Raw genomic sequence first — 26,654 nt, forward strand, 5'->3', positions numbered from 1 at the left:
CGTCGATGGCCGGGCCCGCACGCATGCGCAGCCGACCCCCACCGTCCACACGACCGGCAAGTCGACCGCCCACGCGGCCGGTCTGGCGTAGGCCGGCCGCGAACCGGTCATGTGTCAACCGTCGCGTGCCTCAGAGGCTGTTTCCGCGAGGCGTTTGAGTGCCGCCCGGGGGATGGCCGGGTCGTTCGTGCGCCAGAACGGCGGAAGGGAACCCAGGAGGAAGCCGCTGTAGCGGGCCGTGGCCAGGCGCGGGTCGAGGACCGCGATCACGCCCTTGTCGTCCTGGGCGCGCAGCAGGCGGCCGGCGCCCTGGGCCAGCAGCAGGGCGGCGTGGTTGGCCGCCACCGCCATGAACCCGTTGCCGCCCTTGGCCGCCACGTGGCGCTGCCGGGCCGAGGTCAGCGGGTCGTCGGGGCGCGGGAACGGCACCCGGTCGATGATCACGAGGCGTAGCGACGGCCCGGGCACGTCGACGCCCTGCCACAGCGACAGCGTCCCGAACAGGCACGTCGGCTCGTCGTCGGCGAACTGCTTGACGAGCAGCATCGTCGAGTCGTCGCCCTGGCACAGCAGCGGCACGTCCAGCCGATCGCGCAGCGCCTCGGTGGCCGCCTTGGCCGCCCGCATCGACGAGAACAACCCCAGCGTGCGGCCCCCGGTCGCCTCGATCAGCTCGGCGATCTCGTCGAGGTAGGCCTGCGGCAGCCCGTCGCGCCCCGGCTGGGGCAGGTGTTTGGCGACGTAGAGGATGCCCGCGCGCGGGTGGTCGAACGGCGAGCCGACGTCGATGCCCTGCCAGCTTCTGCCCTCGCCCAGCCCCCACTGCGCGGCCAGCGGGTCGAACGTGCCGCCGAGTGCGAGCGTGGCCGACGTGAGCACCACCGTGCGCTCCCCGAACAGCTTGTCGCGCAGCATGCCGCTGACGCTCAGCGGCGCGACCCGCAACATCGGCGGCCGGCGGTCGGTGCCGGCGTCGAGCCAGACCACCTCCGCCCGGTCGGCCTCCGCTGCGTGCCCGTAGGCCTCCAGCATGCGCACCGCGGTGTCGTGCACCTCGTCGAGTGCCGTGAACGCGGCCTTGCGCTGCCCCGCCTTGTCGGGGTCGTCCTTGTCGGCGTTGCGCGGGCCGAGCGCGGTGATGCATCGCCAGGCCGTGTCGCGCACCAGCGCCAGCGTCAGCCCGAGCACCTCGGGCAGCTCGTCGATGCGCCCGGGCGGCGCGGCGGTCAGCAGCGCCTTGAGGTCTTCGCCGGCCTCCATCAGCTGGTCGGCGATCGGCTGCTCGATCAGCCGGCCGACCCGGCGGACCGCCAGCATCACCGAGGTGTCGGACAGCTCGCCGGTGACCACCGACGTCACCCGGTCGACGAGCTCGTGGGCCTCGTCGACGACGACGACCTCGTGCTCGGGCAGCACCGGCAGGTCGCCCATGGCGTCGATGGCGAGCAGCGCGTGGTTGGTCACGACCACGTCGACCTCGCCCGCCCGCGCCCTGGCGAGCTCGGCGAAACATTCGGCGCCGCTCGGGCAGCGGGTGGCTCCCAGGCACTCCTGCGCGCTCACCGAGAACTGCCGCCACGCCTGCTCGCTCACGCCGGGCACCAGCTCGTCGCGGTCGCCGGTCTCGGTCTCCTCGGCCCACTCCTGGATGCGCTGGACCATGCGGCCGGTGGCGCTCACCTCGCGCGGGTCGAAGAGCTGGTCCTGCTCGTCCTCCTCGGGCCAGCCCGCCGTCGCCTTGTAGCGGCACAGATAGTTACGCCGGCCCTTGAGAATGGCGAACGTCGGCTCGTGCGGCAGCTCCTTGCCCAGCGCCTCGGAGAGCCTCGGCAGGTCGCGGTCGACGAGCTGTCGCTGCAACGCGATCGTGGCCGTGGAGATCACGACCGGTTTCTCGCTGTCCATCGCGTGGCGGATCGAGGGCACGAGGTAGGCCACTGACTTGCCGGTGCCCGTGCCCGCCTGGACCGCCAGGTGCGTCTTGTCGTCGAGGGCCTGCCGCACGGCCTGGACCATGGTGATCTGGCCCTGCCGTTCGCTCCCTCCGAGAGCGTTGACCGCGATGCTGAGCAGTTCGTCCACTGACGGGAGATGGGAGTCCGGCACGGCACTAAACGCTACCCGCATTCCAGGGCCGCCGCGCCGAACGCGGCGTGATCGGCCAGACGCATCCCGGCATTCCTGAATCGGCGCGACGGCACGCATGGCACACTGGTCGATCGGGACTCCAGCTGGTGTCAGAAAGTCTCCACCGAGCGTGACCAGAGGGAATCCCGGTGTAGGTGGGAAGACCGGTCCCGTAGGGTTTTCCGGGGTTGAGTGGACGAATAAAGGCTGGTTAAAGCAATATGTCCTCCATGTCGGAAGTTGTCCCCTTGCCGTCGTTCGGCGAAGTCTTCTTCGATGCGCGAGGTCAGGAACGGTGTCTCCGCGTCACGTGGCACGAGGGCACACTGGTCCTCAGCCTCTGGCGGGGCGAGATGTGCACAGCGAGCTTCCGCATGCCCATGGAGGACGTCGGGCGGCTGCTCGACACCCTCGACGACGGCTACGCCGAGGCCACGGGCGAGCAGCCGGCGGTGCCCGCGCAGGAGCCGGGCACCGAGGTCATCCCCGGCACCGGCCAATACCACCGGCCGCCCCAGCACGCTCAGCAACCGCCGCAGCAGCCGCAGCCTGACGACCGGCCCACGGCGGCCCTGTCGCCCAACGACGTCCTCGTGGCCAGGGGCGCGCCGCCGGCCCCCCGGGACAAACTGGTGGCCTCGTACGGTGAGACCGCGGCGCCGAGGGAGCACCACGCGCCCGCCTACGGCGAGACCGCGGCCCTCAGAGAGCAGCACACCCCCGCCTACGGCGAGCGGGCCCCCTTCACCGGCCCTCAATACGTCGATCAGACCGCCCCGCAACAGGCCTACACCGGTGACCCTTTCAGCGGCCCTCAGTACGCCGCCGACCCGATGAGCGGCCCGCACTACATCCAGCAGGGCCAGGCCGAGCCCTTCACCGGCCCTCAGTACGTCGAGAACGAACCGGTCTACCAGATGCCCGGCGACCAGCGCCGTCAGGCGCCGGCCAGCACCGACCCGCTGGGCTTCCCTTCGCAGGCCGCCGACCCCTACCAGCCTGCCCAGCAGCACCGGCCCGACTACCCGTCGGACCCGTACCCGTCCGACCCTTACGGACGCCGCTCCGACACCTCCTACCGGCAGCCCCAGCCGCAACAACCGCAGCCGCAACAGACCCAGCCGAGCACGGCCGGTCTGGGCACCCCCATGCACGGCATCCCGGGGGCCGGCCGGCCTCGCCCGGCCCCGCAGCAACGTCAGGCGCCGCCCCACCAGAACCCCGTGGACCCGCTGCTGACCCTCGGCCGCCATGAACAGGGTGATCCCGAGATGACCCGCCCGTACGTCGGGGACCCGATGTTCTCCACGGGCGAGCGCCTGCGTCCCGAGCAGCCGGACTACCACGAAAGAAGCGACCGCAGGGAGTGGTGACGCGCGCCCGCCGGTCCGTCGCCGCAACGCCTCCGCCGCGCGCCCCGTCCGCCTGACGCGTCATCGCCCCCCGCACGCCGTGCGCCGCACCTCGCCCCCTGGCGCGGGGTCCGCTCACACGGGATCCGTCGGCGCGGTGACCGTTCCCGCGCGACGTGAGCGGGCCACGCTCCTCCCGCGGGTACGTTCACGGCGGGGTGATCGGGCCGAGGGGGAGGGGAGCGCCGGTGAATCCCACCATGGGCCTGGACCCGGAGCTGGCGCTGTTGGTGTTCCTGCCGCCGCTGCTCTACTCCGCCGTGCTCGACAGCTCCTACCTGCGGCTGCGTGAGGTCAGGCGGCCCGTGGGGCTGCTGTCGGTCGGGCTGGCGCTGGCGTACGACCTGTCGTGGGTGTTCGAGCGTACGCGCGACTCGCTGGTCGAGAACGCGCTGATGTTGCTGATCCCGTTCGCCGCCCAAAGAGGCGATGCTGGAGCGCTAACCCATCCGGCTGTCCACGAAGCACCAGCGCCACTGCTCGCCGGGTTCGTAGGACTGCATCACAGGATGGCTGGTGGCGTGGAAGTGGGCGGTGGCGTGTTTGGCCGGCGAGGAGTCGCAGCAGCCGATGTGACCGCACTCCAGGCAGCGCCGCAGGTGCACCCACCGGCCTCCGTCGGCCAGGCATTCCTCGCAGCCCTCCGGCGTCCTCGCCGCCGGGTCGTCGGCCTGGGAAAGGTGTTCGCACGTGGCCATAGACCCATTCTATGACCGCCGTGCGGCTCGGCCCTTGGCGGGGCGCCGGCGCCCCGCCGCAGGCGGGCTCCTCCGCGCCACTCGATGAACACGGCGGTGTCACCGAGCGTGGGGAACTCCCCGGTCTTCTCGACCTTCTTGGGCGTGGATCCCGGCTCGGTGCCGCAGAGGTAGTGCGGTCTCCGGCCAGCGGGCGCATTAAGGGAGTTGCGTTCCCGGGCTTTCCGGGTTTTCCGCATCACGCCGCCCGGGGCGGCAGAGCTCGTCGCAGCCGCCGAACCGGGCCGTGTCCATCGGGGTGAACGACGTCGGCGTCACGCGCTTCAGCGCCGCCGCCATCGTGTCCCGCCAGATGGGGCCGGGCACGCTCGCGCCCTGCACCGCACCGTGGTAGCGGCCGCCGAGCGTCACCCCGACGAGCTTGTGCCGCTGGGAGCCGCGCGGGTCGCCGACGCTCACCGCGCCCGCCAGGTCGGGCGTGAACCCGGCGAACCAAGCCGCCGCGTAGTCGTCGGTGGTGCCGGTCTTGCCTGCCGCGTCCCGGCCGATGCCGCCGACGCCGCGCATCGTGCCCTTGGTGAACACGCCCGACAACACGGACGAGGCCGCGTCCGCGACGGCGGGGTCGAGGACCTGGCGGCATTTCGGCCGGTAGCGGGTGGTCGAGCCGTCCCGGTCGGTGATGCGGGTGATCGCCATCGGCGCGCAGTGGCGGCCGCGCGCCCCGATCGCCGCGTACGCGTTCGCCACGGTCACCGGGTCCATCTCGTTGATGCCGAGTGTGAACGTCTCGTACTCCTGCAGCTTCTTCCCGTCCGCGCGGCGGATCCCCAGCGATGTGGCCATGGTGACCGTCTCGCACAGCCCGACCCGCTGCTCCAGCTCCATGAAGAACGTGTTGACGGAGTCCCACGTGCCGGTCCGCAGCGTCTTCCAGCCCGGCGAGCCCTCGTCGTTGGTGACCGTGTGCGTGGGGTCGCCGACGTTCTCGCCCGCGCAGTTCCGGAACGCCGCGTAGTCGGGCGCGCGGTAGCCGGCGCCGGCCTTGAGGCCGTCGTCCACCTTCATGCCCTGCTTCAACGCGGCGAGCAGGGTGAACGTCTTGAACGTGGAGCCCGCCTGGAACCCGGCCCCGCCGCCGTGCGCGGCGTCCGCGACCACGTTGTACGAGATCTCGTTCCTGGCGGCGCTGCGGCCGTAGCGCCTGCTGGCGGCCATCGCCCTGATCGCGCCGGTGCCCGGCTGGACCAGGGCCTCGGCGGCCACGGCGCGGTCCGAGGGCCTGACCCACGTCTTGATCGCCCGGTCGGCCGCGGCCTGCATGGCCGGGTCGATCGTGGTCCTGATGGTCAGGCCGCCGCGGTTGAGCCTGGCCAGGCGGGCCTCGGCGGTCGGGCCGAAGCCGGGGTCGCTGAGAATCTCATGCCTGACGTACAGGCAGAAATACGGATATTTGCTGGATTCGCAGCCGCCGGGGAGCTTCGTGCCCCTGTATCCCAGCCCGGTGGCCTTGGCCTTCGCCGCCCCGGCCGGGGTGATCTTGCCGAGTTCGGCCATCCGGCCCAGCACGACGTCGCGCCGCGCCCGCAGCCGCTCGCGCTGCGCCCTGCCCAGGTTGGGGTCGGTGGCGTTGGGATCCTGCACGGCCCCGGCCAGCGTCGCCGCCTGGGGCAGGGTCAGGTCGGAGGCCTTGACGCCGAAGAAACGTTTCGCCGCCGCCTCCACGCCGTAGGCGCCCGCGCCGAAATACGCGATGTTCAGATATTTCTCAAGGATCTGGTCCTTGGTGTACTTCTCCTCGACCCCCATGGCGTACCGCAGTTCGCTGAGCTTGCGCGCGTAGCTGGCCTCCACCGCCGCGTTACGCTCCTCGTCGCTGCCGGCCGAGTTGAGTAGCACCTGCTTGACGTACTGCTGGGTGATGCTCGACCCGCCCTGGCTGACCCGGCCCGCCCGCAGGTTGGCGGCCAGCGCCCGGAGCGTGCCCTCGACGTCGATCGCGCCGTGCTCGTAGAAGCGGTAGTCCTCGATCGAGACGATGGCCGTCTTCATCACGTCGGCGATCTCGTCGAAGCCGACGACCTCGCGGTATTCCTCGTAGAAGCGGGCGATCTCCTTCCCCCTGGAGTCCTGCACGATCGTGACCTCCGCCGGTGGCGGCTCGACCAGGTCGGCGGGCTCGAGGTTCACCCCGTCGGCCGCCGCCACGAACCCGAACCCCGCGCCGCCCACGGCGGGCAGCGCGATCCCCGCGACCAGCACACCCGCCGCCACCCCCACGGCGGCCAGGCGTAGGATCTGTGTCCCCCGGCGTGCCATCAGAGCCTTCCGAGCCCGCGGGCCAGGATGGTGGCGGTCTTCGCGATGGTCTTGTCGTCGGCGGCCAGGCCAGGCGTGCGGTTGGTGTAGATGGCCATGATGATGGGAGCGGCCTTCTTGTCCGGCCAGATGACGGCGATGTCGTTGCCGCCGCCGAACCCGTCGGAGTTGGTGCCGGTCTTGTCGCCGATCGTCCAGGTCTTGGGCAGGCCGGCGCGGATGCGGGCGTCTCCGGTCTTGTTCGCGATCAGCCAGGCGTTGAGCCGGGCGCGGTCCTTGGCGTTGAGCGCCTTGCCGTACGTGACGGCGCGCAGGTCGCGGGCGATGGCCGACGGGGTGGTGGTGTCGCGCCGGCTCTTGGGCGTCCAGTCGTTGAGCTCGGTCTCCCAGCGGTCGAGGCGTGAGACGCGGTCGTTCAGCGACCGGAAGTACCTGGTCAGGCCGGCCGGTCCGCCGATCTGCTTCAGGACCATGTTGCCCGCGGTGTTGTCGCTCATGGTGATGGCGGCGTCGCAGAGCGCGGCCACGGTCATGCCGTCCTTGACGTGCTTCTCCGTGACGGGGGAGTACTCCACCAGCTCGCGGGCCGTCCACCGGACGCGCTTGTTCATCAGCCCCGGCCGGGAGGTGCGGGCCTTGTGCAGCACCGCCGCGCACGCCATCGCCTTGAACGTGGACAGCAGCGGGAAGCGCTCGCTCGAGCGGTACGCGATCGTCCTGCCGGTGGCGGTGTCGACCGCGTACGCGCCGATGCGGCCCTTGAACGAGGTCTCCAGCGCCCGCAGTTCCTTCGTGGCCCGGGCCTGCCCGGACGTGACCGTCGTGGCCGAGGCCGTGCCGGTGACGAGACCGCACCCGAGGAGGGTGATCGTCAGAGCGGTCGCCGTCGCCGCCCGGAGGTGTCGCATGTCGAATCCTTTGCCGTCGTCCGTCAGAGGGCAGGAGCAAAGCAGATTCGATCAGCGGATGTCTAATAGCGATATCGCGAAGGGAACGATATCCGATCACGCATGACGCCAGGTCAGCAGCACCATTCCGCCGGCGGTGGCCAGCCCGAGCGCGTGCAGGCACAAGGTCGGGACGATGCCGAGCGCGCCGCCGAGCACCCCCGCCGCCGCCATGCCGCCCAGCGACGTGGCCGCCTGGGCGCTGCCCAGCAGGCCGATGACGCCGCCGCGGCGATCGTCGGTGGTGACGGTCTGGGCCAGGGTGGTGAAGCCCGCCATCGCGGCCGCCGCCGGCACGCCGGCCAGCACGATCAGCACGAGCGCGGGCCAGAGTGCGGGCCCGGATGCGGGCAGGGCGAGGGGGTAGGCGAACAGCGCCAGATCGACCGCCCCGAACACGATCGTCCCCCAGCCCAGTAACGCCCGCGGGGTCGCCCCGCTTGCGCGGGCCGCGACGACGAGCCCGCCGAGCAGCCCGCCGACCGCCTGCACCGACAGGAACAACCCGTACGCGTCACCGCCGCCGCCGAGGACGTCCGCGACGAAGGGCGCGGCCAGCGTGGCGAAGATCCCCTCGCCCAGCCCCGTGATCACCATGTACGCCACCAGCACGCGCACGCCCGCGTTCCCCATGGCCAGGCGGAGCCCCGAGATCCACTGCCCGCCCGCCGACATCGACCTCGCGGGCCGTCCCGGCGCCCGCACCGCCGCCTGCAGGGCCGCGGAGACGACGAAGCTGGTGACGTCGACGAGCACGACGGCGGGCAGCCCGCCCGCGCTGACGGCGACGCCACCCAGCATCGCTCCCAGCAGGCGGGCCAGCTGTCCGCTCTGCCCGTGCAGGGCGTTGGCGCGGACGAGCTGGGACTCCGCCACGACCTGCGGCAGCAGCGCCTTCTGCGCGGGGACGAGCACCGTGCTGAGGACGCCCGTCCAGAGCGCGACCGCGTACACGATCCACATCTGGGCCGGGTCGCGCACCGCTAGCAGCGGCAGCAGCCCGAGGGCGAGCAGCAGCTCGGTGACCACCAGCAGCCGCCGGCGGTCCCAGCGGTCGGCCAGCATCCCGGCCACCGATCCGAGCAGCACGTCGGGCAGCCGCGAGACCACCAGCATGATGGCGGTGGACAGCGTCGAGCCGGTGAGCTGGTAGACGTGGAAGGCCAGGCCGGTGCTGATCGCCCAGTCGCCGGTCTGCGAGACCAGGCCGGCGACGAGCAGCCGCCGGTAGTCGCGGTTGCCGCGCAGCGGTCCCGGCGCCCGGGACCCCGCCCCGGCCCGTGCCCCGGCCCGCGCCCCGGCCGCCGCCCCGGCCGGCATCCGGGAGACCGCGCCGGACGCCGCGGTGCCCGGTGTCCCGGACGGCTCCCCGGGCGGCTCCCCGGGCGGCTCCCCGGGCGGCTCCCCGGGCGGTGTCCCGGCGGGCGCCTCAGCCATCGGAGCCGGCCGGCGGCAGCGGGACGACGACCTGCGTCAGGAGCACGGGCCGGGCGCCGTCGGGCTGCGCCGCCGGGTCGCCGACGCGGGCCATCAGCGGCTCCAGCAACTCCGTGATGGCCGCGCCGATCTCGGCTACCTCGTCGGGCGTGGCGTGGAGGTGGAAGTTGCCGATCCCGCTGATCGAGCGCCACGGCTCCGGCTCCTGCTGCCGCCGCTCCCCCCAATCCGCCAGCCGCGCGAGCGCCCGCTCGGCGATGACCTGCTCCAGCAGGCTCCTGGCGGCCGAGTGCTCGAGCCCGGGCGCGCCGTCGCCCCACTCCTGGACGCGCTCGGTCACCTTCCACGGCCGCTCGCGCTCGTCGCGGGCCTCGGCCTGCTCCACGAAGCCGTATTTGGCGAGCTGCCGCAGGTGGTAGGAGGCCAGCGCCTGGCTGACGCCGGTCACGCGCCCGGCGTCGGCGGCGGTCGTGGGGCCCGCCCGCAGCAGCAGCTCGTGCAGCGCCAGCCGGACGGGATGGGCGAAGGCCCGCATGGCCGCCGGGTCGTCGAGCCGCCGCCGCGATGATTCCAAAGACATGCTTGGAATCTTCAGGCCCGGGGGGAGGTATGTCAAGGAAATCCTTGGCATCGGGGGCCCGTTGCCGGAACGGCAAGACGATGTGCGCCCGCCGCCCCTGGGCCCGCATGATGCGAAGACAAACCCGTTGGGAGGACGCATGACCGATCACCCGTCTTTCTCGCCCGCCGAGGTGCGGCACCGGCTGGTGGAGACGCCAGGAGGCCGCATCCACGTGGCCGAACAGGGCGCAGGCCCTCTGGTCCTGCTGGTCCACGGCTTCCCGGAGTCGTGGTATTCCTGGCGGCACCAGCTTCCCGCCCTCGCCGCGGCGGGCTTCCGCGCGGCGGCCATCGACGTACGCGGTTACGGCCGTTCGTCCAAGCCCGCGCAGACGCACGCGTACCGGATGCTCGACCACGTAGCCGACAACGTCGCCGTCGTGCGGGCGCTCGGCGAGCGGTCCGCGGTGGTCGCGGGCCACGACTGGGGGTCGCCGATCGCCGCCAACAGCGCCCTGCTCAGGCCGGACGTGTTCACCGCGGTGGCCCTGCTCAGCGTGCCCTATTCTCCGCGCGGGCCCGTCCGGCCGACCGACGCCTTCGCCCGCCTCGGCGGGGAGGAGGAGTTCTACGTCAGCTACTTCCAGCGGCCCGGGCGGGCGGAGGCGGAGATCGAACCCGACGTCCGCGGCTGGCTGGCGGGAATCTACGCCGCGCTCTCGGCCGGCACGATGCCCGCGACGGGCGCCTCCTCCGTCCCCGAAGGCGGCCGGCTCTCCGACCGTTTCCCCAGGGGCGGGCTGCCGTCCTGGCTCACCGAGGCCGACCTCGACGTCTACGCCGGCGAGTTCGAGCGGACCGGGCTGACCGGCGCCCTCAACCGCTACCGCAACGTCGACCGCGACTGGGAGGACCTCGCCGCGTGGGACGGCGCCGCGATCACCCAGCCCGCGTTGTTCGCCGGAGGCGAGTTCGACCCCACCACCACCTGGATGGCCGGCGCCATCAAGGCGCTCCCCGAGACGATGCCGGGCCTGACCGCCTCCCACATCCTCGACGGCTGCGGCCACTGGCTCCAGCAGGAGCGCCCCGGCGAGGTCAACCGCCTGCTCATCGGCTGGCTCCAGGGCCTGCCCACGAGGTGAACCGCCGTCTTTCCGGTGTGCGGGTCGCGGCCGGCTCGAGAGCCTCTCCCGGACGAATCGTGTGGGGGCGATCGCGGGTTTCGGTCGCGTCTACTATCCGAAAAGCAGCGGTCACGTCGCGTGGCCGTTCGTTGGGTAGGGTCGAAACATGCGCCACCTCAAGAGCCGGTTCCTGCCCCTTGCCGCTTTCGCCGTGTGCCTGTTCGCCGCCGGGTGCGGCGAGGTCAACGACACCATCGACAAGGCACAGGCGTGCCTGGAGGCGCCGAAGATCGTCACTGATCTGGGCGCGCAGATCACCAAGCTGACCGACGACCCGCAAGCCATGGACAAGGCGCTCGACGACGCCGCGACCAAGCTCAACGACGTGGCCGACAAGGCCACCAACACCACGCTCAAGGAGGCCACCGACGACCTGGCCGCGACCCTGAGCGGCATCTCCGTCACCAGCGTCAACGACGCCGTCGACGCGGCGCAGAAGGTCGGCACCGACTCGGCCGCCTACCTGGAGAAGGTCGCCAAGGCCTGCACCGGCTGACCTCCGACGGAAAGGGCAATCCCGACTTCTCTAGGGGAAAAGTAGACGAATTAGCGTTTTTGTCATGGAACCCGACCCGCGTTTCACCTTGGCCAACGAACGCACCTTCCTCACCTGGCTGAGCACGGCGCTGGCGCTCAGCGCGGGCGGGGTGGCCATGGCGGCGGTCCCTGCCGACACGTTCGTCCCCTGGATCCGCACAGCCCTGGCCATCATGCTCGTCACCCTCTCCGCCCTGGCCGCGGGCCTGGCCTACCCGCGCTGGCGCAACATCCAGCGCGCCCTGCGACGGCAGGCGCCGCTGCCCCCGCCCGCGCTCGCGGCCGTCTTCGGCTACGGCGTCGCGGCCGTCGCCGTGATCGCCCTCGTCCTCATCGTGCTGTCGATCTGAGGCCGCGGGTGGGGGAGGAGGCGAAGGCGCCCGACGAGGAGATCTGGGACCAAGGGCTGCAGAGCGAACGCACCCGGCTGGCCTGGGTGCGCACGGCGGTGGCCCTGGCGACCGGCGGGCTGGGCGCGGCCGGCCTGTCCGCCAGGCACGACCTGCCCCTCCTCGCCGTCACGGGATTCGCCCTGGCCGCGCTCTGCGGCGCCGTGCTGCTGATCAGAACCAGGGCGCGGTTCCGCCGGGTGCAGGCCGCCCTGCACGGCGGCCGGCCCCTGGACTCCCGGCTGGACGCCGTCTTCGCATGGCTCGGCACGTTGAGCCTGGTCACGGGCGCCATCGCCTTCGTGTTCACGGTCAGGTAGCCGGCACGCGGGCCAGGGTTGCGATGTTCCCCCAGGCGGGCGGAGACTCGAAAGCGAGGGGGTGACCTCATTGACCGAAGAACTCAGGACCGTGCCCTTCGAATGCCGCCGCTGCTGGTATGTCTGGGAAGAGCAGTATCTGGTCAGGCGCATCGACGACCGCCACGGCAACGAGACCGAGGTGTGGCTGCGCGACGGCCTGCCCGCGCTGCCTCCAGGCCCGGGCGTGATCTGCCCGCACTGCGGGTGCCAGCAGTCCACCAGGTTCCCGGACGGCTATCTGTCGCGTCATCCGGAGCTCGTCCCACCGGCTGAGCCCGGCGTGCCCGACGCGACACCGCTGCTCAGCCCGGTGCAGCGGCGCCGCCGTGGCCTGACCTGACTCTCGGTGAGGTGGTCGTGCCCGCGGCCCGGCCGGGTGAGGCGCCCGCTGATCGGACCCGCCTACCCGGCCGGCTGCTGATCGCGCTGGGCGTGCTGCTGGTCGCGTTCCTCGCGTACGAGCTGTACACCGGTTACGCGGCGGCGGCCCGCCCGCACGGCTAGCTCAGGCTGTCGAGCCAGGCCTGGTGCAGGCCCGCGAACCGCCCGGAGGCGGCGATGAGCCTGGCCGGCGGGCCGTCCTCGACGACCTCCCCCCGCTCCATCACCAGCACCCGGTCGGCGATCTCCACCGTCGACAACCGGTGCGCGATGATCAGCGCGGTTCTGTCCGCGAGGATCGTGCGCAGCGCACGCTGGACGAGCCGTTCGCTCGGCACGTCGAGGCTGGAGGTGGCCTCGTCGAGGATGAGCACCGCGGGATCGGCGAGGAACGCCCTGGCGAACGCGACGAGCTGCCGCTGGCCGGCCGACATGCGGCCGCCCCGCTTGCCGACCTCGGTGTCGTAGCCGTCGGGCAGGCCGGCGATGAACTCGTGCGCGCCGATCGCCTTGGCGGCCTCGCGCACCTGCCGGTCGGTCGCGTCAGGGCTGCCGAACCTGATGTTGTCGGCGACCGTGCCGCTGAACAGGAAGTTCTCCTGCGTGACCATGACCACGGCCTGGCGCAGCGTGGGCTCGTCCAGCGTGCGCAGGTCGAGGCCGTCGAGCAGCACGCGGCCCTCGGTGGGGTCGTAGAAGCGGGAGATCAGCTTGGCCAGCGTCGTCTTGCCCGCGCCCGTCGCGCCGACCAGGGCCACGCTCTGCCCGGCCGGGATCGTCAGGTCGAGGCGGGGCAGGATCGGCATCTCCTCGACGTAGGCGAACCTCACGCCCTCGAAGCGCACCTTGCCGCGCGCCCCGCCCGGCGGCAGCGCCGCGGGCTCGCGCGGCTCGGGCACGGACGGCTCCTCCTCCAGCACGCCGGACAACTTCTCCAGCGCCGCGCCCGCCGACTGCAGCGTGTTGTAGAACTGGCTGACCTCCTGCATCGGCTCGTAGAACTGGCGCAGGTAGAGCAGGAACGCCGCCAGCACGCCGACCTTGACCTCACCGTGGAGCGCCAGCCAGCCGCCGTAGAGCAGCACCCCGCCGATCGTCATGTTGCCGATGAGCTTGATGCCGGTCATGAACGTCGCGCCGAGGAGCATGCTGCGGGCGTTGGCGCCGCGGTAGTCGTCGTTGAGCTGCTGGAAGATCTCCTGGTTGCGGGGCTCCCTGCGGAAGGCCTGCACGGCGCGGATGCCGGTCATCGACTCCACGAAGTGCACGATCACCAGCGCCACCGTCTCGCGCGTGCGGCGGTAGACGATCGCCGACTGCCGGCGGAACCACTTGGTGAACAGCAGCAGGATCGGCAGCGGGACCAGCGCCACCAGGCCGAGGTGCACGTCGAGCACCAGCAGCAGCACCGCCGTGCCCACCATGGTCAGCACGGCCTTGACCAGCGCGTCGAACCCCGACTGGAGCAGCTCGGCGATGGCCTCGATGTCGGAGGTCAGCCGCGAGATGACCCGCCCGGAGGTGTACTGCTCGTGGAAGCTCAGCGACAGGCGCTGGAAGTGGTCGAACACCCTCCTGCGCAGCTCCAGAAGGATGCTCTGGCCGATCCGGCCCGACAGCCGCAGGAACGCCTGCCGCGTGACCGCCTGCGTGACGGCCGCGGCCAGGATCACCCCGACCACGGTCAGCAGCACGGAAGGGCCGGATCCCTGCCGGATCGGCGGGATGCCGGAGTCGATCCCGATCGAGACCAGGAAGGGGATCGACAGGCCGGCCGCGTTCGAGACCACGATGATCCCGACCAGCAGCGTGATCTTCTTCCGGTACGGGCGCAGCAGGTTGCCCAGCAGCCGCCGGGAGCGCGCCCGCAGCAGGACGGAGACCTTCTCCGGCAGCTCGTCCTGGTCCTCGGAGGCGACGCCGCGCCAGGACGCCGCGCCGGACGCGTTCGGCGGGGGCGGTGTGGTGGTCGCGGTCATCGCAGAGCCCCTTCCGACGCGCCGTCGAAGTCGGCGTCCTGGGCGAGCAGCTCGCGGTATTCGGGCACCTCGGCCAGCAGCTCCTGGTGCTGCCCGACGTGCGTGATCGTGCCGTTGCGCAGCAGCGCCACCTTGTCGGCCAGCAGCACGGTGGAGGCGCGGTGGGCGACGACGATGCCGGTCGCCTCGCGCAGCACGTGCCGCAGCGCCTCCTCCACGAGGGCCTCGGTCTCGACGTCGAGCGCGGACAGGGTGTCGTCGAGGACCAGGATCCGCGGCCTGCTCAGCACCGCCCTGGCCAGGGCGAGCCGCTGCCGCTGGCCGCCGGACAACGACAGGCCCTGCTCGCCGATGCGGGTGTCGAGCCCCCACGGCAGGTCGTAGACGAACATGGCCTGCGCGGTCTCGATGGCCGCCGCGAGCTCTTCCTCGGTGGCGTCGCGCCGGCCGAGCATGAGGTTCTCGCGCACGCTCATCGAGAACAGCGTCGGCTCCTCGAACGCGGTGGCCACCACCTGGCGCAGCGTCGTCAGCTTGAGGTCGCGTACGTCCTGCCCGTCGATCGTGACGCGGCCCGAGGTGGGGTCGAGCAGGCGGGGCACCAGCGCGGTCAGCGTGGTCTTGCCCGCGCCCGTCGCGCCCACGACGGCGACCGTCTCGCCGGGCTTGACCTCGAGCCACACGTCGCGCAGCACCGGCTCGTCGGCGTCGGCGAAGCGGAACCCGACCCCTTCGAAGCGGAGATGGCCGCGCGGCCGCTCGATGGTCTGGGTGCCGCCCTCGATGGCCGGGACGGTGTCCATGACCTCCATGAGGCGGTCGGCGGAGGTCATGGCCTCCTGGGCCATGGCGAGGATGTAGCCGAGGCTCGCGATCGGCCATACGAGCTGCAACATCAGCGTGGTGAAGGCCACCAGCGCGCCCAGCGTCAGCGCGCCCGAGCCGACGGCCAGCGCCCCGAGCAGCAGCACCAGGGCCAGGGTGATGTTGGGGATGATCTCCAGGAAGGAGAAGAACCGGGCCGACAGCCGCACCTTGTTCATCGAGCTGCCGTACACCTTGAGCGCGGCGTCGTCGTAGCGGTCGTAGACGTGGTGGCGGCGGCCGAACGCCTTGATCGTGCGGATGCCGAGCGCCGACTCCTCGACGAGCGTGGCGAGGTCGCCCTGCTCGTCCTGCACCTGGCGGGAGATCTTGATGTAGCGCTTCTCGAAGCGCAGCGACGTCCAGATGATCGGCACGGACGAGGCCAGCACCAGCAGCCCGAGCGGCCAGTACTTGTTGAGCAGCAGCACGGTCACCGTGATCAGCTGCAGGATGTTCATGACCAGGAAGAGCATGCCGAAGCCGAGGAACCGGCGGATCGTCGACAGGTCGGTGGTCGCCCGGGATAACAGCTGGCCCGACTGCCAGTCTCCGTGGAAGCCCATGGGCAGGCGCTGCAGGTGCTCGTAGAGGTCGTCGCGGATGCGGGTCTCCAGGCCGAGCACCGGTTTGACCTGGGCCCACCGCCTGAAGAAGATCAGCAGGGCTTCGACCACGCCGACGCCGACCGCGAGCAGGCCGAGGGGGAGCAGCCCCGCGGAGTCACCGTGGGCCACGGGGCCGTCGATGACCTGCTCGCTGATGAGCGGGAGCGCGAGGCCGGCGCCGATGCCGACGATCGCGGCCAGCCAGATGAAGACCAGTCTGGCGGCGTACGGGCGGAGGTAGGACTTCATCCGCCACAGGGAGTTGGAGGACAGCAGGGGACGGCGAGGTTTGTGCGTATCGGGAGGCATCCCATCTAGGCTAATACGTGGGATCAACAGATTTTCTGTGGCCTGGAGGTGGGGTTCACGTTCCTGACGTGGGAAAACGTGAAAGACCATGCACGCTTCGGCCGACCATCACTTTTGTTGTGGTCTGTTGGGGAATGTTCCTCGAGGCTGCTCGGCCTTGCGAGGATTCATGATCGACAGTACGGAACTGCCTCACCTGCGCCGCTGCGTCGAACTGGCCAGGCAGGCGCTGGAGGAGGGCGACGAGCCGTTCGGCTCGGTCCTCGTCTCCGGCGACGGCACCGTCCTGGCGGAGGACCACAACCGGGTGGCCTCGGGTGACCGCACCCGCCATCCGGAGTTCGAGCTGGCGCGCTGGTCGGCGGCGAACATGACGCCGCAGGAACGCGCCGCCGCGACCGTCTACACCTCCGGCGAGCACTGCCCGATGTGCGCCGCCGCCCACGCCTGGGTGGGGCTGGGCCGGATCGTGTACGTCGCGTCGTCGCAGCAGCTGGCCGGCTGGCTGAGCGAGCTGAGCGTGCCCCCGCCGCCCGTGCGCACGCTCCCCGTCAACGAGGTCGCGCCGGAGGTGACGGTGGAGGGGCCGGTGCCCGAGCTCGCCGACGAGGTCCGCGAGCTGCACCGCCGCTGCTACGCCAGGTCCTGAACGCCCTCTGGCACGGTGAGCTGCTCCCGCGGGCCATGGAGGTGCATCCGGGGCGCAGGCATGGCACCCGGTGACGTCCGGGTGCCCGTCCCGCTTCTAGTACCAATTGTGCGATCTGAAATGACCCCAGGCGCCGCAAGGCCGGCCGTACCTCCCCTTGATGTATGCCAGGCCCCACCGGATCTGCGTCTCGGGGTTGGACCGCCAGTCGTGGCCCGCGCCCCGCATCTTGCCCGCGGGCAGCGCCTGCGGGATGCCGTACGCTCCGGACGAACGATTGCGGGCCCGGTGGTTCCAGTTGCTCTCCCTGGTCCACAGGTTGTCCAGGCAGCGGAACTCCTTGAGGTTCCACGATCGCTGGACGACCTGCCCCAGGGCGATCCGCTTGTTCTTGCTGGCCGGTTTCCCGGCCGTGATCTTCGGTTGCGCCTTCGTGGTCCACACCCGGGTCTTCGGCCGCGCCTTCGTGGTCCAGAGCCGGGTATTGGGCTGCGCCGGCGTGGTCCAGAGCCGGGTATCGGGTTGCGCCGGCGTGGTCCAGATCCCGGTTCTGGGTTGCGCCGGCGTGGTCCAGGCCCGGGTCTTGGCCGGAGGCGCTGTCTCCGCCCGGGCCGGCGTGCCACCGAACGCGGTGAGCGCGGTGACGGAGATGAGAGTGCTGCTGAGCGCGCGTTTGCTGTCCAAGTCGATCCTTGCTGTCGGGCCGCGTGCGGACGGACGCCTTCTTCCTGCGCCTTGTGCCGGTCCGCGTCCGTGGCTCGGACGCGGAGAGTCCGCGTGGCCCTCCGGGATTCCGGTGCGCCGCCCGATCGTGCTGGGCGGCCCGGAAGGCGCCGCGACGTGTCCTCTAGCACGATTCCTATTACGCTCCGTAATCGCGGGTCGCGCATCGCGACACGGCGTGGACAGGTGTTTGTCGCACCGTTGCGGATATAAGGCCCGCTCGCTGGGCCGGGATTGCCCGCCCCGTCGCGCATATGGGGCGGGCTTGCCGAAAAACGCGGCCAACGCTGAGGTTTGGCTCAGGGATAAGGGTGGGATGGGGCGATCTCTCCGGGCGGGGACACGGCGTGCCGGACCTCTGCTCGATGGGAGCAAGGCGGGGTCAGGCAGCGCGAAAAGTCCCGGCTTGCGGCGTTCTGTAGGGTCAGGGCCATGAGTTTCAGCGACATTCCGCTCCGCACCCTCGACGACGCTCCCACTACGCTCGGTGACCTTGCGGCCGGCAAAGCCGCCCTGATCGTCAACGTGGCCTCCCGGTGCGGCCTCACCCCGCAGTACGCCGGCCTGGTCAGGCTCCAGCAGGAGTACGGCCCGCGCGGCTTCACGGTGATCGGCATGCCCTGCAACCAGTTCGCCGGCCAGGAGCCGGGCACGGCGGAGGAGATCCGGCACTTCTGCGCGGCGACCTATGGCGTCGACTTCCCGCTGCTGGCCAAGGCCGACGTCAACGGTCCCGGCCGCCACCCGCTCTACGCCGAGCTCACCCGGACGCCCGACGCCGACGGCGAGGCCGGTGACGTCCAGTGGAACTTCGAGAAGTTCCTGGTGGACCGGGAGGGCGAGGTCGTCGGCCGCTTCCGCCCGCGCACGGCCCCGGAGGACCCCATCCTCGTCGCGGCCGTCGAGAAGGTGGTGTAGCCGCCGGTGGCGGCCCGGCGGGACGCGTCATGGCGGAGGCGTCGCGATCGGCATCGACCCCGTGAAAGGTCAGCGCACGTGCCCTTCGAGATGGAAAGTCCGTTTGTACGTGTAGTGAGCACATTGCTGCGGTAAGTAATCGGGTGAGCTGTGGCGGGTTCCTTCACCGGCTCCGCACGCTGACCCGATGTCCCGCAGGGAGTTCGCGATGACGATCAATCCGTACGCAGGATCGCCCTCCAGCTACGTCTCCGAACCCGCCGCGGGCCCGTACTCGATCGTCGAGCTGATGCCGGGCGTCCGCAACCTGTGCGAATACGTCCGGCTGGCCGCCGGCGAACGGGTGCTGCTGCTCATGGAGCACACCGTCGACCCCGTCGTCGTGCAGGCCATCGCCGCCGGCGCGGCCTTCCGCGGGGCCGACGTCCGCATCCTGTCCGTGCCGCCGTTCAGCGCCGGCGGCTGGGACAGGGAGGCGCCGCTGCAGATCGAGACGGCCGCGTTCCACGAGGCCGACGTCGTGATCAGCGGCACCTGGTGGGGCGAGGTGCACACCGCGCCGCTCTTCTTCGACCAGATCAAGGCCCGCTCCTCCCGCTTCCTGTCGCTGCACATGACCGCCACGGCCGGCGCGCTCCTCACCGGCGGCCGGCTGCCCGCCGAGGTGTTCTACGCGCTGCTGCGCCGGGCGCTGCGGCAGTTGTCGGGGGCCGGGCGCATCCGGGTGACGTCCGGGCGGGGGACCGACGTGACGTTCTCCGGCCTGACCTTCGACCCCGACCCGGGCGCGCTGCGGCCCGGCGACTGGCGGCCCTTCCCGTACGGCGGCGCGAACTTCTGGCCCACCGACACCGAAGGCGTGATCATGATCGAGGACAGCACGGTCACCGGCGTGCCCGGTGAGCCCGTGCGCCTCACCCTCGAAGGCAACCTGGTCCGCAAGATCGAGGGCGGGGCGGAGGCGGAGAGCCTGCGGCGCTACGCCCCCGAGGGCTTCTACATGCGCCACGGCCTGATCGGGCTGAACCCGAAGGTGCGGATCGCCGGCGGGACCCAGTTCGAGCGGGAGAAGCACGCCGGGGCCTTCTACTGCGGCATCGACGGGCTGACCGGCGGCGAGGCCGTCACGACGGGCCCGGGTTTCGCGCACTGCGACTGTCAGATGGACCGGCCCACCGTCACGGTGGACGGCGAGCTCTTCATCGAGCAGGGGCGGCTGCTGCTGCTCGACGAGCCGGAGATCCAGGAGGTGGCCGCGCGGTTCGGCCCGCCGGAGGTGGTCCTCGACGACAACCCGGTCATGATCCTGCCCCGCCGCTACACGGGCCCGGCCGGGCAGTAGCCCACGCCGGCGTCCCGCCGCGCGGAGCCGGGCCGGCGTCTCGCCGGGGGCAGGAGCGCCCGCTCAGCGGCGGGGGCCGCAGCTGCCCCTGATGATGAGCTCCGTGGGCAGGACCACGCTCCTGGCCCTCCTGGTGCCCGCGCGCAGGACGAGCTCCGCCGCGCGGTAGCCCATGTCGCGCCCCGGCTGGGCGATCACCGTCAGCGGCGGCGAGCACAACTCGGCCCAGGGCACGTCGTCGTACATGACGAGCGAGACGTCTTTCGGCACTCTCAGGTCGAGCTCCCTGGCCGCCAGCACGGCCGCCTCCCCGAGCACGTTGCCGCCGGCCACCACGGCCGACAGGTCGGGGCGGCTCTGGTAGAGGCCGGAGGCGGCGGCGTACGCGGAGTCGCGGCTGCCGGTGCCGGACACGATCAGCTCCTCGTCCACCGGAGCGCCCACGGCCCCCCTGAAGGCGTGCGCGCGGCCCTCGTGGCCGGGGCCGCCGAGGAAGGCGATGCGCTTGTGGCCGAGGCCGCGAAGATAGCGGACCGCCGTACGGATGCCCGCCCGGTCGTCGGCCACCACGGCGGGGACGTCCAGCGGCCGGGCCGGGGGAGCGGGCGGCAGGCCGTCGAGGGCCATGAGGTCGCCCACGGCGGAAGGCCCGGTGTCGCCGGCGGACGCCTGGGAGGGAAGCCGGTCGGCGAAGATCACGGTCATGCCCGCGCGTATCGCCGGGGTCCAGGTTTCCGCGTCTCCTGACGGGACGGCTATCAGGCGGTCTACGCTCTGTTCGAGAAGCATGCCGATCAGATCGGCCTCCTGCTCGGGGTCGCCGCCCGTCGAGCCCAGGACGACGGGCTCGCCCGCCGAGCGGGCGCAGGCCAGCACGCCTTCGGCCAGCTGCCCGTAGAAGGTGTCGGTCAGGTCGGGGACGAGCAGGCCCATGCCGCCCGTGCGGCGCTGGCGCAGGTTGCGGCCGAGGGCGCTGGGGCGGTAGTCGAGCTGGGCCGCGGCGGCCAGGACGCGCTCCCTGGCGCCGGCGCTGGCCGAGCCGCCCGACAGCACCCGGGAGACGGTGGCGACGCCCACGCCGGCCGCCTCGGCCACATCTTTGATCGTCGCCCGCTTCTCCATGGAAACGATTCCATCATGGTTTCCGGAAATCGGGAAGTACGCCGTTTCGGCAACGGCTGGTCACACTGCAACCCTTGACACCGATGTCCGTTTCGGGTGAGATGCTTGAAAACGTATCCACGCGAGTGGGCACACGGAACCAACATCCGGGCCACAGCCCTGGAGCGCGAAGGAATGTCATGGCATCCATCGTTCTGACGAACGTCGACAAGATCTACGCCGGTGGCGTAAAGGCCGTGAACGGGCTCAACCTTGAGATCAAGGATGGCGAGTTCATGGTGCTGGTCGGTCCGTCCGGTTGCGGTAAGTCGACCGCGCTCCGGATGATCGCGGGCCTGGAGGACATCAGCGGCGGCGAGATCTCGATCGGCGAGAAGGTCGTCAACCACCTGCCGCCCAAGGACCGCGACATCGCGATGGTCTTCCAGAACTACGCGCTCTATCCGCACATGACGGTCGAGGAGAACCTCGCCTTCGGCCTCAAGCTCCGCAAGATGCCGAAGGCGGAGATCCAGAAGCGCGTCGGCGAGGCGGCCAAGATGCTCGGCCTCGAGGCCTACCTCAAGCGCAAGCCTGCCGCCCTGTCCGGTGGTCAGCGCCAGCGTGTCGCGATGGGCCGCGCCATCGTGCGTGAGCCGCAGGCCTTCCTCATGGACGAGCCGCTGTCCAACCTCGACGCCAAGCTCCGCGTCTCGATGCGCGCCTCGCTCAACACGCTGCACGAGCGCCTCGGCGTCACCACGGTGTACGTCACCCACGACCAGGTCGAGGCCATGACCCTCGGCGACCGGGTCTGCGTGCTGCGCGACGGCATCCTCCAGCAGGTCGACACCCCGCAGAACCTGTTCGACAAGCCGGTCAACCTGTTCGTGGCCGGGTTCATGGGCTCGCCCGCGATGAACTTCGTCACCGCCGAGCTCGTCCGCGGCGACGACGGCGCCGCGGTCGCCTTCGCCGACATCAAGCTGTCGATCCCCGAGTCGACCTTCACCGACAAGCCGGGCCTCGACCAGTACATCGGCAAGAAGATCATCCTCGGCATCCGCCCGTCCGACTTCGAGGACGCCACGTCGGCCGGCAACCACGCCAACGGCTGGGCCACCCTGCCGGTCAAGGTGGAGGTCACCGAGGAGCTGGGCTCCGAGATCAACGTGCTGTTCCTGATCGACGCCCCGCCGGTCGAGCACAAGGACACCGTGGCGGCCGCCGACTCCGGAGACGATGAGGAGGCGTCGCTGCCGCTCGTGGGCGACAAGTCCCTGTGGACGGCCCGCGTCAACGCCCGCAGCCACGCGCGCTCCGGCCAGAACCTCGACCTGGTGGTCGACACGCACAACCTGCACTTCTTCGACCAGGCCTCCGGCCTGGCCATCGGCCACGAGGCCAACCGCTGAGTCTCCCGCAGTCTTCTGATTCCCGGCCGTGAGCACGCTCACGGCCGCTCGGGCCCCCACCGCGACCCCCTCCCGCGGCGGGGGCCCGTCCTTTTCCTCTCCCGCTCCCTTCCCGCGCGGAAGGTCAACGGCCGATCCTGGCCGACACCATGGCCTGCAGCCTGCGGGGCACGAACCGGCCGACCGCGACGATGACCTTGTAGCGCAGGCTCGGCACCGACACACTCCTGCCCAGCGCCAGGTCGCGCATCGCGCCGCGGACCACGTCGTCGGCCTTGAGCCACAGTGGCCCGGGGATGCCCGAGGGATCCATCCCGGCGCGCTGGTGGAACTCGGTCCGCACGAAACCGGGGCACAGCGCCATGATCCGGATGCGCGGGTGGCCCACCTGGTGCGCGGCCGCCTCGCTGAAGCTGACCACCCACGCCTTGGACGCTCCGTAGGTGCCGCGGGTGAAGAACGCCGCCGCGGACGCCACGTTGACGATCGCGCCCCTGCCGCGCTTCTTCATCGCGGGCAGCGCGGCCAGCGTCAGCCGCAGCACCGCCTCGCAGTGCACCCGCAGCATGCGCATCTCGTCCTCGACGGGCGCGTCGGGGAAACTGTCGGCGTTGCCGAAGCCGGCGTTGTTGACCAGCAGGTCGACCCCCTCGCGGAGCCTGGACTCGACCCTGGCGATCCCCTCGTCGCTCGCCAGGTCGGCGGGCAGCACCTCGACGTCGACGCCGTAGCGGAGCCTGAGCTGCTCGGCATTCCGGACGAGTCGCTGCTCGTCGCGCGCGACCAGGACGAGTGAGAACGCGTCGGCGGCCAGGCGCCGGGCGAAGGCGGCGCCGATGCCGGCGGTCGCGCCCGTGATCAGTGCGGTAGGCATGGCTGAACCTTAACGTTCATGGCAGGATGACGCCGTGCGCCCCGTCCTGGCCGTGCTCCTCCTGGCCGTGCTCCTCCTGGCCGTCACCGCCTGCTCGGGCCAGGCGCCCTCGCCCGGGCCCTCCGCCGGGTCGACCGGCCCTGCGGCCACCGCGACCGCCGCCCCGTCGGCTTCCGCGCCTGCCACCGCCACGCCGGCCGAGCAGGGCCGGCTGCGGTTCGCGAAGATCGGCGAGTTCGACAAGCCCGTCGCGTTCGCCGTGCGGGAGGGTGACGACCGCCTCTACGTGGCCGAGCAGACCGGCAGGCTGCGCACCTCCGCCGGCGACACGGTGATCGACCTGTCCCGCGAGGTGAGCAGCGGCAACGAGCAGGGGCTGCTCGGCGTGGCGTTCCACCCCAGCGGGCGGTGGGTCTACCTCGACTGGACCGACGCCCAGGGCGACACCCACGTCACCGAATGGGCCTACGACGGCTCCAGGGCGACGGCCAGGCGTGACGTGCTCACCCAGGAGCAGCCGTTCGCCAACCACAACGGCGGCCAGCTGGCCTTCGGGCCCGACGGCCACCTCTACATCGCGCTCGGCGACGGCGGCGGCGCCGGCGACCCGCAGGGCAACGGCCAGAAGCTCGGCACGCTGCTCGGCAAGATCCTGCGCATCGACCCGCGCGGAGACCCGTACACGATCCCCGAGGACAACCCGTTCGCCGGCAGGAAGGGCGCCAAGGGCGAGATCTGGGCGTACGGGCTGCGCAACCCCTGGCGGTTCGCCTTCGACCGCGAGTCCGGCGACCTGTGGATCGGCGACGTCGGCCAGAACGAGTGGGAGGAGGTCGACCACCAGCCGGCGGGCTCGAAGGGCGGCGAGAACTACGGCTGGAGCCTGCGCGAGGGCAAGGAGCGCTTCCACGGCGGCGAGGGCGGCGACCTGACCGAGCCGGTGATCGTCTATCCGCTGGGCGAGGACGGAAACTGCTCGGTGATCGCCGGGCCCGTCTACCGCGGCACGAAGATCCCCTGGCTGCGGGGGCGTTTCGTGTACGGCGACTTCTGCGCCGGCTGGATCAGGGCCGCACCCGTCGACGCGCCCGATGAGGCGGCGGAGGCCGGCGAGGTCGAGCAGCTGTCGTCGTTCGGCGAGGGGCACGACGGCGAGCTCTACGCGCTCAGCCTGCAGGGCCCGCTCTACCGGATCGAGCCCGCCTGACCCGCTCGATCAACTCCTCGACCTGGCCGTTCAGCCTGGCTCCCCGGATCCACCCCGCGTAGTGGGTGACGAAGATGACCACCTCGCGCAGCTCGGGCTCGGTGAGGTCGCCGGTGCGCAGGGCCGCGTCGAGCTGGACGTCCGTCATCTCGTCGAAGCCCTGCCCGACGAGGAGCCCGAGAAGGAGCAGGCGACGATCCCTGTCCGACAGGGCCGTCCTCGACCACACCTCGGCGAACTGGCGCTCGGCCGTCATGCCGAAGGAGTCGACGATCTCCATGGCAGGATCTGTCATCGTGCACTCCAGGTGGTCGCAAGGGATCCTCACATCTTTCGCTACCTCTTGAGTTGAGCCAATGGGGGTTGCACGAACGTTGCACGCCCATGCCGCAAGGAGTATCGCCTCCGAGAGGGTGACACCCGTACTCGTACCATGTGCGCGGGTGGTCAGGCCCGGTCGTGGTCCTCGTGGTCCTCGTGGGCGCGGCGCAGGAGCGTCATGAGACTCTCCTCCTCCCGGATCCACCGCCTGTGCTTCTCCGGCAGGCGCCTGAGCTGCTCCTCCTCGGCCAGCAGCCGCTGGTAGACCTGCTCGCGCACGTCCGGGTCGTGCTCCACCTCCAGGTACTCCTGCGCGTGCCGGCGCGCGGCGGAGACCGCGTTCTGTGCCCGCCCCCGGCCGCTGACCAGCGAGGCCACCACGGTGACCAGCAGCACGCCGAGAATCACCAGCAGGGACAGCCCGGTGGTGATCTCGATCACCGGCACCGGCTCGCCGTCGTTGATGAACGGCACGTTGTTCTCGTGCAGGGCGTGCAGGATCAGCTTCACGCCGATGAAGCCGAGGATGACGGCCAGCCCGTACGACAGATAGATCAGCCGGTCGAGCAGGCCGTCGAGCAGGAAGTAGAGCTGCCGGAGCCCCATCAGGGAGAACGCGGTGGCGGTGAAGACGAGGTAGACGTCCTGGGTCAGGCCGAAGATCGCCGGGATGGAGTCGAGGGCGAACAGGATGTCGGTGCCGCCGAGGGCGACCATGACGAGCACCATGGGCGTCATCACCCGCCGGCCGTTCTCGACGGTGAACAGCTTGTCGCCGTCGTACGTGTCGGACGCCGGCAGCAGCCTGCGGGCGGTGCGGACCATGACGTTGTCCGGGGTGTGGCTGTCCCCGCCCTCGGGCTTGAGCAGGTTGCCCGCCGTCAGCAGCAGGATGAGGCCGAACACGTAGAACACCCAGGCGAACCGGTCGATCAGCGTCGCCCCGAGCCAGATGAACCCGCTCCTCGCGATCAGCGAGAACACGATGCCGAACAGCAGCACCTTCTGCTGGCCCGCCCGCGGCACCTTGAAGCCGCCCAGGATGACGAGGAAGACGAACAGGTTGTCGACCGACAGCGCCTTCTCCGTGACGTATCCGGCGAAATACTCCGCTCCCGGGTCCGGACCGCCGAAGATCCACACGGCCACGCCGAACACCAGGGCGATGCCGACGTACAGGGCCGACCAGAAGGACGCCTCGCGCAGGGTGGGGATGTGCGCCTTGCGTACGTGGAAGACGAAGTCGAAGAGCAGCAGGCCGGCGATCCCCGCGATCGTCAGCCACCACACCACGGCGGGCACGTCCACTCCTGGCTCCCTCTCTGCAGGCCGTCGCGAGGGCCGAGTCGGGGTAGGGCTCGCGACTCGGCATGAGCTACCCGATCACGGCTGCGGTAAGCCTCGGCGCCCGCGAGCGTGTTCTGGGCGGGCGTTGAACCCGCGGGGGCCTCGCGACGTCTCAGGGGTGTGCATCGACTCGCCCTCATCGTCGCCCTGTTCGCCGTTGCCCCGGCCGGATGCTCGGAGGGGACGCCGTGCACGCTGATAGGCACCCCTGTCGGCGTCTCCGTGACGGTCAAGGCGCCGGCCGCTGCGCAGGCGGACACCGCCGAGATGGAGGTGTGCTGGGACGGCGCCTGCCGGCGGGCCAGGGCCGAGCTGCGTACGGTCCAGCGGGCCGGAGAGACCTGCGACGGTGACGCCTGCTCGGTGACCCCGGTCCCGACCGCGGACAAGAGCGGTTTCGGCACTGTCGAGGGGTTGCCGAAACGGCCGGTGGAGGTACGGCTGACGCTCAAGGGAGCGGGCTCCGAGCCGGTGGCCGAGCACACCGTCACGGTCACCCCGAAGGGGCGCTTCCCCAACGGGCCCGGCTGCGGGGAGGGCGGCCCGAACGTCGTGCTCACCGTCGAGGCCGACGGCACCGTGCGGGAGAGCTGACCCGCCGTGGTGACCTGCGGCATGACCTGTGCTGATTAACACGGCG

At 71.2% G+C, this 26,654-nt stretch carries 26 protein-coding genes; 13 read left to right on the forward strand and 13 right to left on the reverse strand.

The window, feature by feature from the left end:
* Window positions 1–114: 114 nt before the first annotated feature.
* Window positions 115–2,127 (reverse strand): ATP-dependent DNA helicase, encoded by a 2,013-nt coding sequence (locus ABGB01_RS10555; protein ID WP_347772760.1) that lies wholly within the window; start codon window positions 2,125–2,127, stop codon window positions 115–117.
* A 230-nt stretch (window positions 2,128–2,357) separates the two neighbouring features.
* Here ABGB01_RS10555 and ABGB01_RS10560 point away from each other — a divergent pair, with 230 nt between their 5' ends.
* Entirely contained in the window at window positions 2,358–3,500 is a 1,143-nt protein-coding gene (locus ABGB01_RS10560; protein WP_347618238.1) for a hypothetical protein, read from the forward strand.
* Between the two features lie 479 nt (window positions 3,501–3,979).
* Here ABGB01_RS10560 and ABGB01_RS10565 read toward each other — a convergent pair whose 3' ends face one another.
* From ABGB01_RS10565 to ABGB01_RS10585, 5 genes are all read right to left on the reverse strand, one after another.
* On the reverse strand, window positions 3,980–4,237 hold the full coding sequence (locus tag ABGB01_RS10565) for a UBP-type zinc finger domain-containing protein (protein ID WP_347618239.1): 258 nt from the start codon (window positions 4,235–4,237) through the stop codon (window positions 3,980–3,982).
* Window positions 4,238–4,435: 198 nt separating this feature from the next.
* A complete protein-coding gene (locus ABGB01_RS10570) occupies window positions 4,436–6,556 on the reverse strand; it encodes a transglycosylase domain-containing protein (protein ID WP_347772762.1) in 2,121 nt (706 codons plus the stop codon).
* Window positions 6,556–7,464, reverse strand: a complete 909-nt coding sequence (gene bla / locus ABGB01_RS10575) for a class A beta-lactamase (protein WP_347772764.1) — start codon at window positions 7,462–7,464, stop codon at window positions 6,556–6,558. Before bla ends, ABGB01_RS10570 begins: the two co-directional genes overlap by 1 nt.
* A 96-nt stretch (window positions 7,465–7,560) precedes the next feature.
* Complete coding sequence (locus tag ABGB01_RS10580; protein WP_347772766.1) at window positions 7,561–8,940, reverse strand: MFS transporter; 1,380 nt, start codon at window positions 8,938–8,940, stop codon at window positions 7,561–7,563.
* Window positions 8,933–9,520: a helix-turn-helix domain-containing protein gene (locus ABGB01_RS10585; protein WP_347772768.1), complete on the reverse strand. Its 588-nt coding sequence runs from the start codon at window positions 9,518–9,520 to the stop codon at window positions 8,933–8,935. Before ABGB01_RS10585 ends, ABGB01_RS10580 begins: the two co-directional genes overlap by 8 nt.
* A 139-nt stretch (window positions 9,521–9,659) precedes the next feature.
* Between ABGB01_RS10585 and ABGB01_RS10590 the strand changes: the two genes are divergently transcribed.
* The 6 genes from ABGB01_RS10590 (at window position 9,660) to ABGB01_RS10615 (ending at window position 12,480) form a co-directional block, all read left to right on the forward strand.
* Complete coding sequence (locus ABGB01_RS10590; RefSeq protein ID WP_347772770.1) at window positions 9,660–10,646, forward strand: alpha/beta hydrolase; 987 nt, start codon at window positions 9,660–9,662, stop codon at window positions 10,644–10,646.
* Window positions 10,647–10,794: 148 nt separating this feature from the next.
* Window positions 10,795–11,184 (forward strand): hypothetical protein, encoded by a 390-nt coding sequence (locus ABGB01_RS10595; protein ID WP_347772772.1) that lies wholly within the window; start codon window positions 10,795–10,797, stop codon window positions 11,182–11,184.
* 64 nt (window positions 11,185–11,248) lie between these two features.
* Entirely contained in the window at window positions 11,249–11,575 is a 327-nt protein-coding gene (locus tag ABGB01_RS10600) for a DUF202 domain-containing protein (protein WP_347772774.1), read from the forward strand.
* An 8-nt stretch (window positions 11,576–11,583) separates the two neighbouring features.
* Window positions 11,584–11,934: a DUF202 domain-containing protein gene (locus tag ABGB01_RS10605; RefSeq protein ID WP_347772776.1), complete on the forward strand. Its 351-nt coding sequence runs from the start codon at window positions 11,584–11,586 to the stop codon at window positions 11,932–11,934.
* A gap of 70 nt (window positions 11,935–12,004) precedes the next feature.
* The gene (locus tag ABGB01_RS10610) at window positions 12,005–12,316 is read left to right on the forward strand and encodes a hypothetical protein (protein WP_347772778.1); all 312 of its coding nucleotides are present in this window, start codon (window positions 12,005–12,007) and stop codon (window positions 12,314–12,316) included.
* Window positions 12,317–12,327: 11 nt separating this feature from the next.
* Window positions 12,328–12,480 (forward strand): hypothetical protein, encoded by a 153-nt coding sequence (locus ABGB01_RS10615; RefSeq protein WP_347772780.1) that lies wholly within the window; start codon window positions 12,328–12,330, stop codon window positions 12,478–12,480.
* Here the strand turns inward: ABGB01_RS10615 and ABGB01_RS10620 are convergent.
* Both ABGB01_RS10620 and ABGB01_RS10625 read right to left on the reverse strand, forming a co-directional pair.
* Window positions 12,477–14,336: an ABC transporter ATP-binding protein gene (locus tag ABGB01_RS10620; protein ID WP_347772782.1), complete on the reverse strand. Its 1,860-nt coding sequence runs from the start codon at window positions 14,334–14,336 to the stop codon at window positions 12,477–12,479. The two genes, ABGB01_RS10615 and ABGB01_RS10620, sit on opposite strands and share 4 nt — an antisense overlap.
* A complete protein-coding gene (locus ABGB01_RS10625; protein ID WP_347772784.1) occupies window positions 14,333–16,117 on the reverse strand; it encodes an ABC transporter ATP-binding protein in 1,785 nt (594 codons plus the stop codon). The genes ABGB01_RS10620 and ABGB01_RS10625 overlap by 4 nt, the downstream gene beginning before the upstream one ends.
* A 169-nt stretch (window positions 16,118–16,286) precedes the next feature.
* Here ABGB01_RS10625 and ABGB01_RS10630 point away from each other — a divergent pair, with 169 nt between their 5' ends.
* A complete protein-coding gene (locus ABGB01_RS10630) occupies window positions 16,287–16,766 on the forward strand; it encodes a nucleoside deaminase (RefSeq protein ID WP_347772786.1) in 480 nt (159 codons plus the stop codon).
* Between the two features lie 96 nt (window positions 16,767–16,862).
* Here ABGB01_RS10630 and ABGB01_RS10635 read toward each other — a convergent pair whose 3' ends face one another.
* Window positions 16,863–17,450 (reverse strand): hypothetical protein, encoded by a 588-nt coding sequence (locus tag ABGB01_RS10635; RefSeq protein ID WP_347772788.1) that lies wholly within the window; start codon window positions 17,448–17,450, stop codon window positions 16,863–16,865.
* A gap of 471 nt (window positions 17,451–17,921) precedes the next feature.
* Here ABGB01_RS10635 and ABGB01_RS10640 point away from each other — a divergent pair, with 471 nt between their 5' ends.
* Both ABGB01_RS10640 and ABGB01_RS10645 read left to right on the forward strand, forming a co-directional pair.
* Window positions 17,922–18,407 carry a glutathione peroxidase gene (locus tag ABGB01_RS10640; RefSeq protein WP_347772790.1) on the forward strand — a complete coding sequence of 162 codons (486 nt, stop codon included), beginning with the start codon at window positions 17,922–17,924 and terminating at the stop codon, window positions 18,405–18,407.
* A 208-nt stretch (window positions 18,408–18,615) separates the two neighbouring features.
* Window positions 18,616–19,749, forward strand: a complete 1,134-nt coding sequence (locus tag ABGB01_RS10645) for a hypothetical protein (RefSeq protein ID WP_347772792.1) — start codon at window positions 18,616–18,618, stop codon at window positions 19,747–19,749.
* Between the two features lie 63 nt (window positions 19,750–19,812).
* Here the strand turns inward: ABGB01_RS10645 and ABGB01_RS10650 are convergent, their stop codons facing one another.
* Window positions 19,813–20,871 (reverse strand): LacI family DNA-binding transcriptional regulator, encoded by a 1,059-nt coding sequence (locus tag ABGB01_RS10650; RefSeq protein ID WP_347772794.1) that lies wholly within the window; start codon window positions 20,869–20,871, stop codon window positions 19,813–19,815.
* 179 nt (window positions 20,872–21,050) lie between these two features.
* Between ABGB01_RS10650 and ugpC the strand changes: the two genes are divergently transcribed.
* Entirely contained in the window at window positions 21,051–22,265 is a 1,215-nt protein-coding gene (gene ugpC, locus ABGB01_RS10655) for a sn-glycerol-3-phosphate ABC transporter ATP-binding protein UgpC (protein WP_347772796.1), read from the forward strand.
* 124 nt (window positions 22,266–22,389) lie between these two features.
* Here ugpC and ABGB01_RS10660 read toward each other — a convergent pair whose 3' ends face one another.
* Entirely contained in the window at window positions 22,390–23,139 is a 750-nt protein-coding gene (locus ABGB01_RS10660) for an SDR family oxidoreductase (protein WP_347772798.1), read from the reverse strand.
* A gap of 34 nt (window positions 23,140–23,173) precedes the next feature.
* Between ABGB01_RS10660 and ABGB01_RS10665 the strand changes: the two genes are divergently transcribed.
* The gene (locus ABGB01_RS10665) at window positions 23,174–24,346 is read left to right on the forward strand and encodes a PQQ-dependent sugar dehydrogenase (protein ID WP_347772800.1); all 1,173 of its coding nucleotides are present in this window, start codon (window positions 23,174–23,176) and stop codon (window positions 24,344–24,346) included.
* Here the strand turns inward: ABGB01_RS10665 and ABGB01_RS10670 are convergent.
* Entirely contained in the window at window positions 24,306–24,641 is a 336-nt protein-coding gene (locus ABGB01_RS10670) for a carboxymuconolactone decarboxylase family protein (RefSeq protein WP_347772802.1), read from the reverse strand. The two genes, ABGB01_RS10665 and ABGB01_RS10670, sit on opposite strands and share 41 nt — an antisense overlap.
* Window positions 24,642–24,793: 152 nt before the next feature.
* On the reverse strand, window positions 24,794–25,975 hold the full coding sequence (locus tag ABGB01_RS10675; RefSeq protein WP_347772804.1) for a TerC/Alx family metal homeostasis membrane protein: 1,182 nt from the start codon (window positions 25,973–25,975) through the stop codon (window positions 24,794–24,796).
* 159 nt (window positions 25,976–26,134) lie between these two features.
* On the opposite strand from ABGB01_RS10675, the gene ABGB01_RS10680 reads away from it, so the two are divergent.
* Window positions 26,135–26,608, forward strand: a complete 474-nt coding sequence (locus ABGB01_RS10680) for a hypothetical protein (RefSeq protein WP_347772806.1) — start codon at window positions 26,135–26,137, stop codon at window positions 26,606–26,608.
* The last annotated feature ends 46 nt before the right edge of the window (window positions 26,609–26,654 follow it).

The sequence above is a fragment of the Nonomuraea sp. B5E05 genome (assembly GCF_039880665.1).
In the GTDB taxonomy this organism is placed as follows: domain Bacteria; phylum Actinomycetota; class Actinomycetes; order Streptosporangiales; family Streptosporangiaceae; genus Nonomuraea.

Excerpts from the sequence above, each read along its gene's own strand:
- ABGB01_RS10555 (WP_347772760.1), bottom strand. The coding sequence starts at position 2,127 with ATGCGGGTAGCGTTTAGTGCCGTGCCGGACTCCCATCTCCCGTCAGTG.
- ABGB01_RS10560 (WP_347618238.1), top strand. The coding sequence starts at position 2,358 with ATGTCGGAAGTTGTCCCCTTGCCGTCGTTCGGCGAAGTCTTCTTCGAT.
- ABGB01_RS10565 (WP_347618239.1), bottom strand. The coding sequence starts at position 4,237 with ATGGCCACGTGCGAACACCTTTCCCAGGCCGACGACCCGGCGGCGAGG.
- ABGB01_RS10570 (WP_347772762.1), bottom strand. The coding sequence starts at position 6,556 with ATGGCACGCCGGGGGACACAGATCCTACGCCTGGCCGCCGTGGGGGTG.
- bla (WP_347772764.1), bottom strand. The coding sequence starts at position 7,464 with ATGCGACACCTCCGGGCGGCGACGGCGACCGCTCTGACGATCACCCTC.
- ABGB01_RS10580 (WP_347772766.1), bottom strand. The coding sequence starts at position 8,940 with ATGGCTGAGGCGCCCGCCGGGACACCGCCCGGGGAGCCGCCCGGGGAG.
- ABGB01_RS10585 (WP_347772768.1), bottom strand. The coding sequence starts at position 9,520 with ATGTCTTTGGAATCATCGCGGCGGCGGCTCGACGACCCGGCGGCCATG.
- ABGB01_RS10590 (WP_347772770.1), top strand. The coding sequence starts at position 9,660 with ATGACCGATCACCCGTCTTTCTCGCCCGCCGAGGTGCGGCACCGGCTG.
- ABGB01_RS10595 (WP_347772772.1), top strand. The coding sequence starts at position 10,795 with ATGCGCCACCTCAAGAGCCGGTTCCTGCCCCTTGCCGCTTTCGCCGTG.
- ABGB01_RS10600 (WP_347772774.1), top strand. The coding sequence starts at position 11,249 with ATGGAACCCGACCCGCGTTTCACCTTGGCCAACGAACGCACCTTCCTC.
- ABGB01_RS10620 (WP_347772782.1), bottom strand. The coding sequence starts at position 14,336 with ATGACCGCGACCACCACACCGCCCCCGCCGAACGCGTCCGGCGCGGCG.
- ABGB01_RS10625 (WP_347772784.1), bottom strand. The coding sequence starts at position 16,117 with ATGCCTCCCGATACGCACAAACCTCGCCGTCCCCTGCTGTCCTCCAAC.
- ABGB01_RS10630 (WP_347772786.1), top strand. The coding sequence starts at position 16,287 with ATGATCGACAGTACGGAACTGCCTCACCTGCGCCGCTGCGTCGAACTG.
- ABGB01_RS10640 (WP_347772790.1), top strand. The coding sequence starts at position 17,922 with ATGAGTTTCAGCGACATTCCGCTCCGCACCCTCGACGACGCTCCCACT.
- ABGB01_RS10645 (WP_347772792.1), top strand. The coding sequence starts at position 18,616 with ATGACGATCAATCCGTACGCAGGATCGCCCTCCAGCTACGTCTCCGAA.
- ABGB01_RS10650 (WP_347772794.1), bottom strand. The coding sequence starts at position 20,871 with ATGGAGAAGCGGGCGACGATCAAAGATGTGGCCGAGGCGGCCGGCGTG.
- ugpC (WP_347772796.1), top strand. The coding sequence starts at position 21,051 with ATGGCATCCATCGTTCTGACGAACGTCGACAAGATCTACGCCGGTGGC.
- ABGB01_RS10660 (WP_347772798.1), bottom strand. The coding sequence starts at position 23,139 with ATGCCTACCGCACTGATCACGGGCGCGACCGCCGGCATCGGCGCCGCC.
- ABGB01_RS10670 (WP_347772802.1), bottom strand. The coding sequence starts at position 24,641 with ATGACAGATCCTGCCATGGAGATCGTCGACTCCTTCGGCATGACGGCC.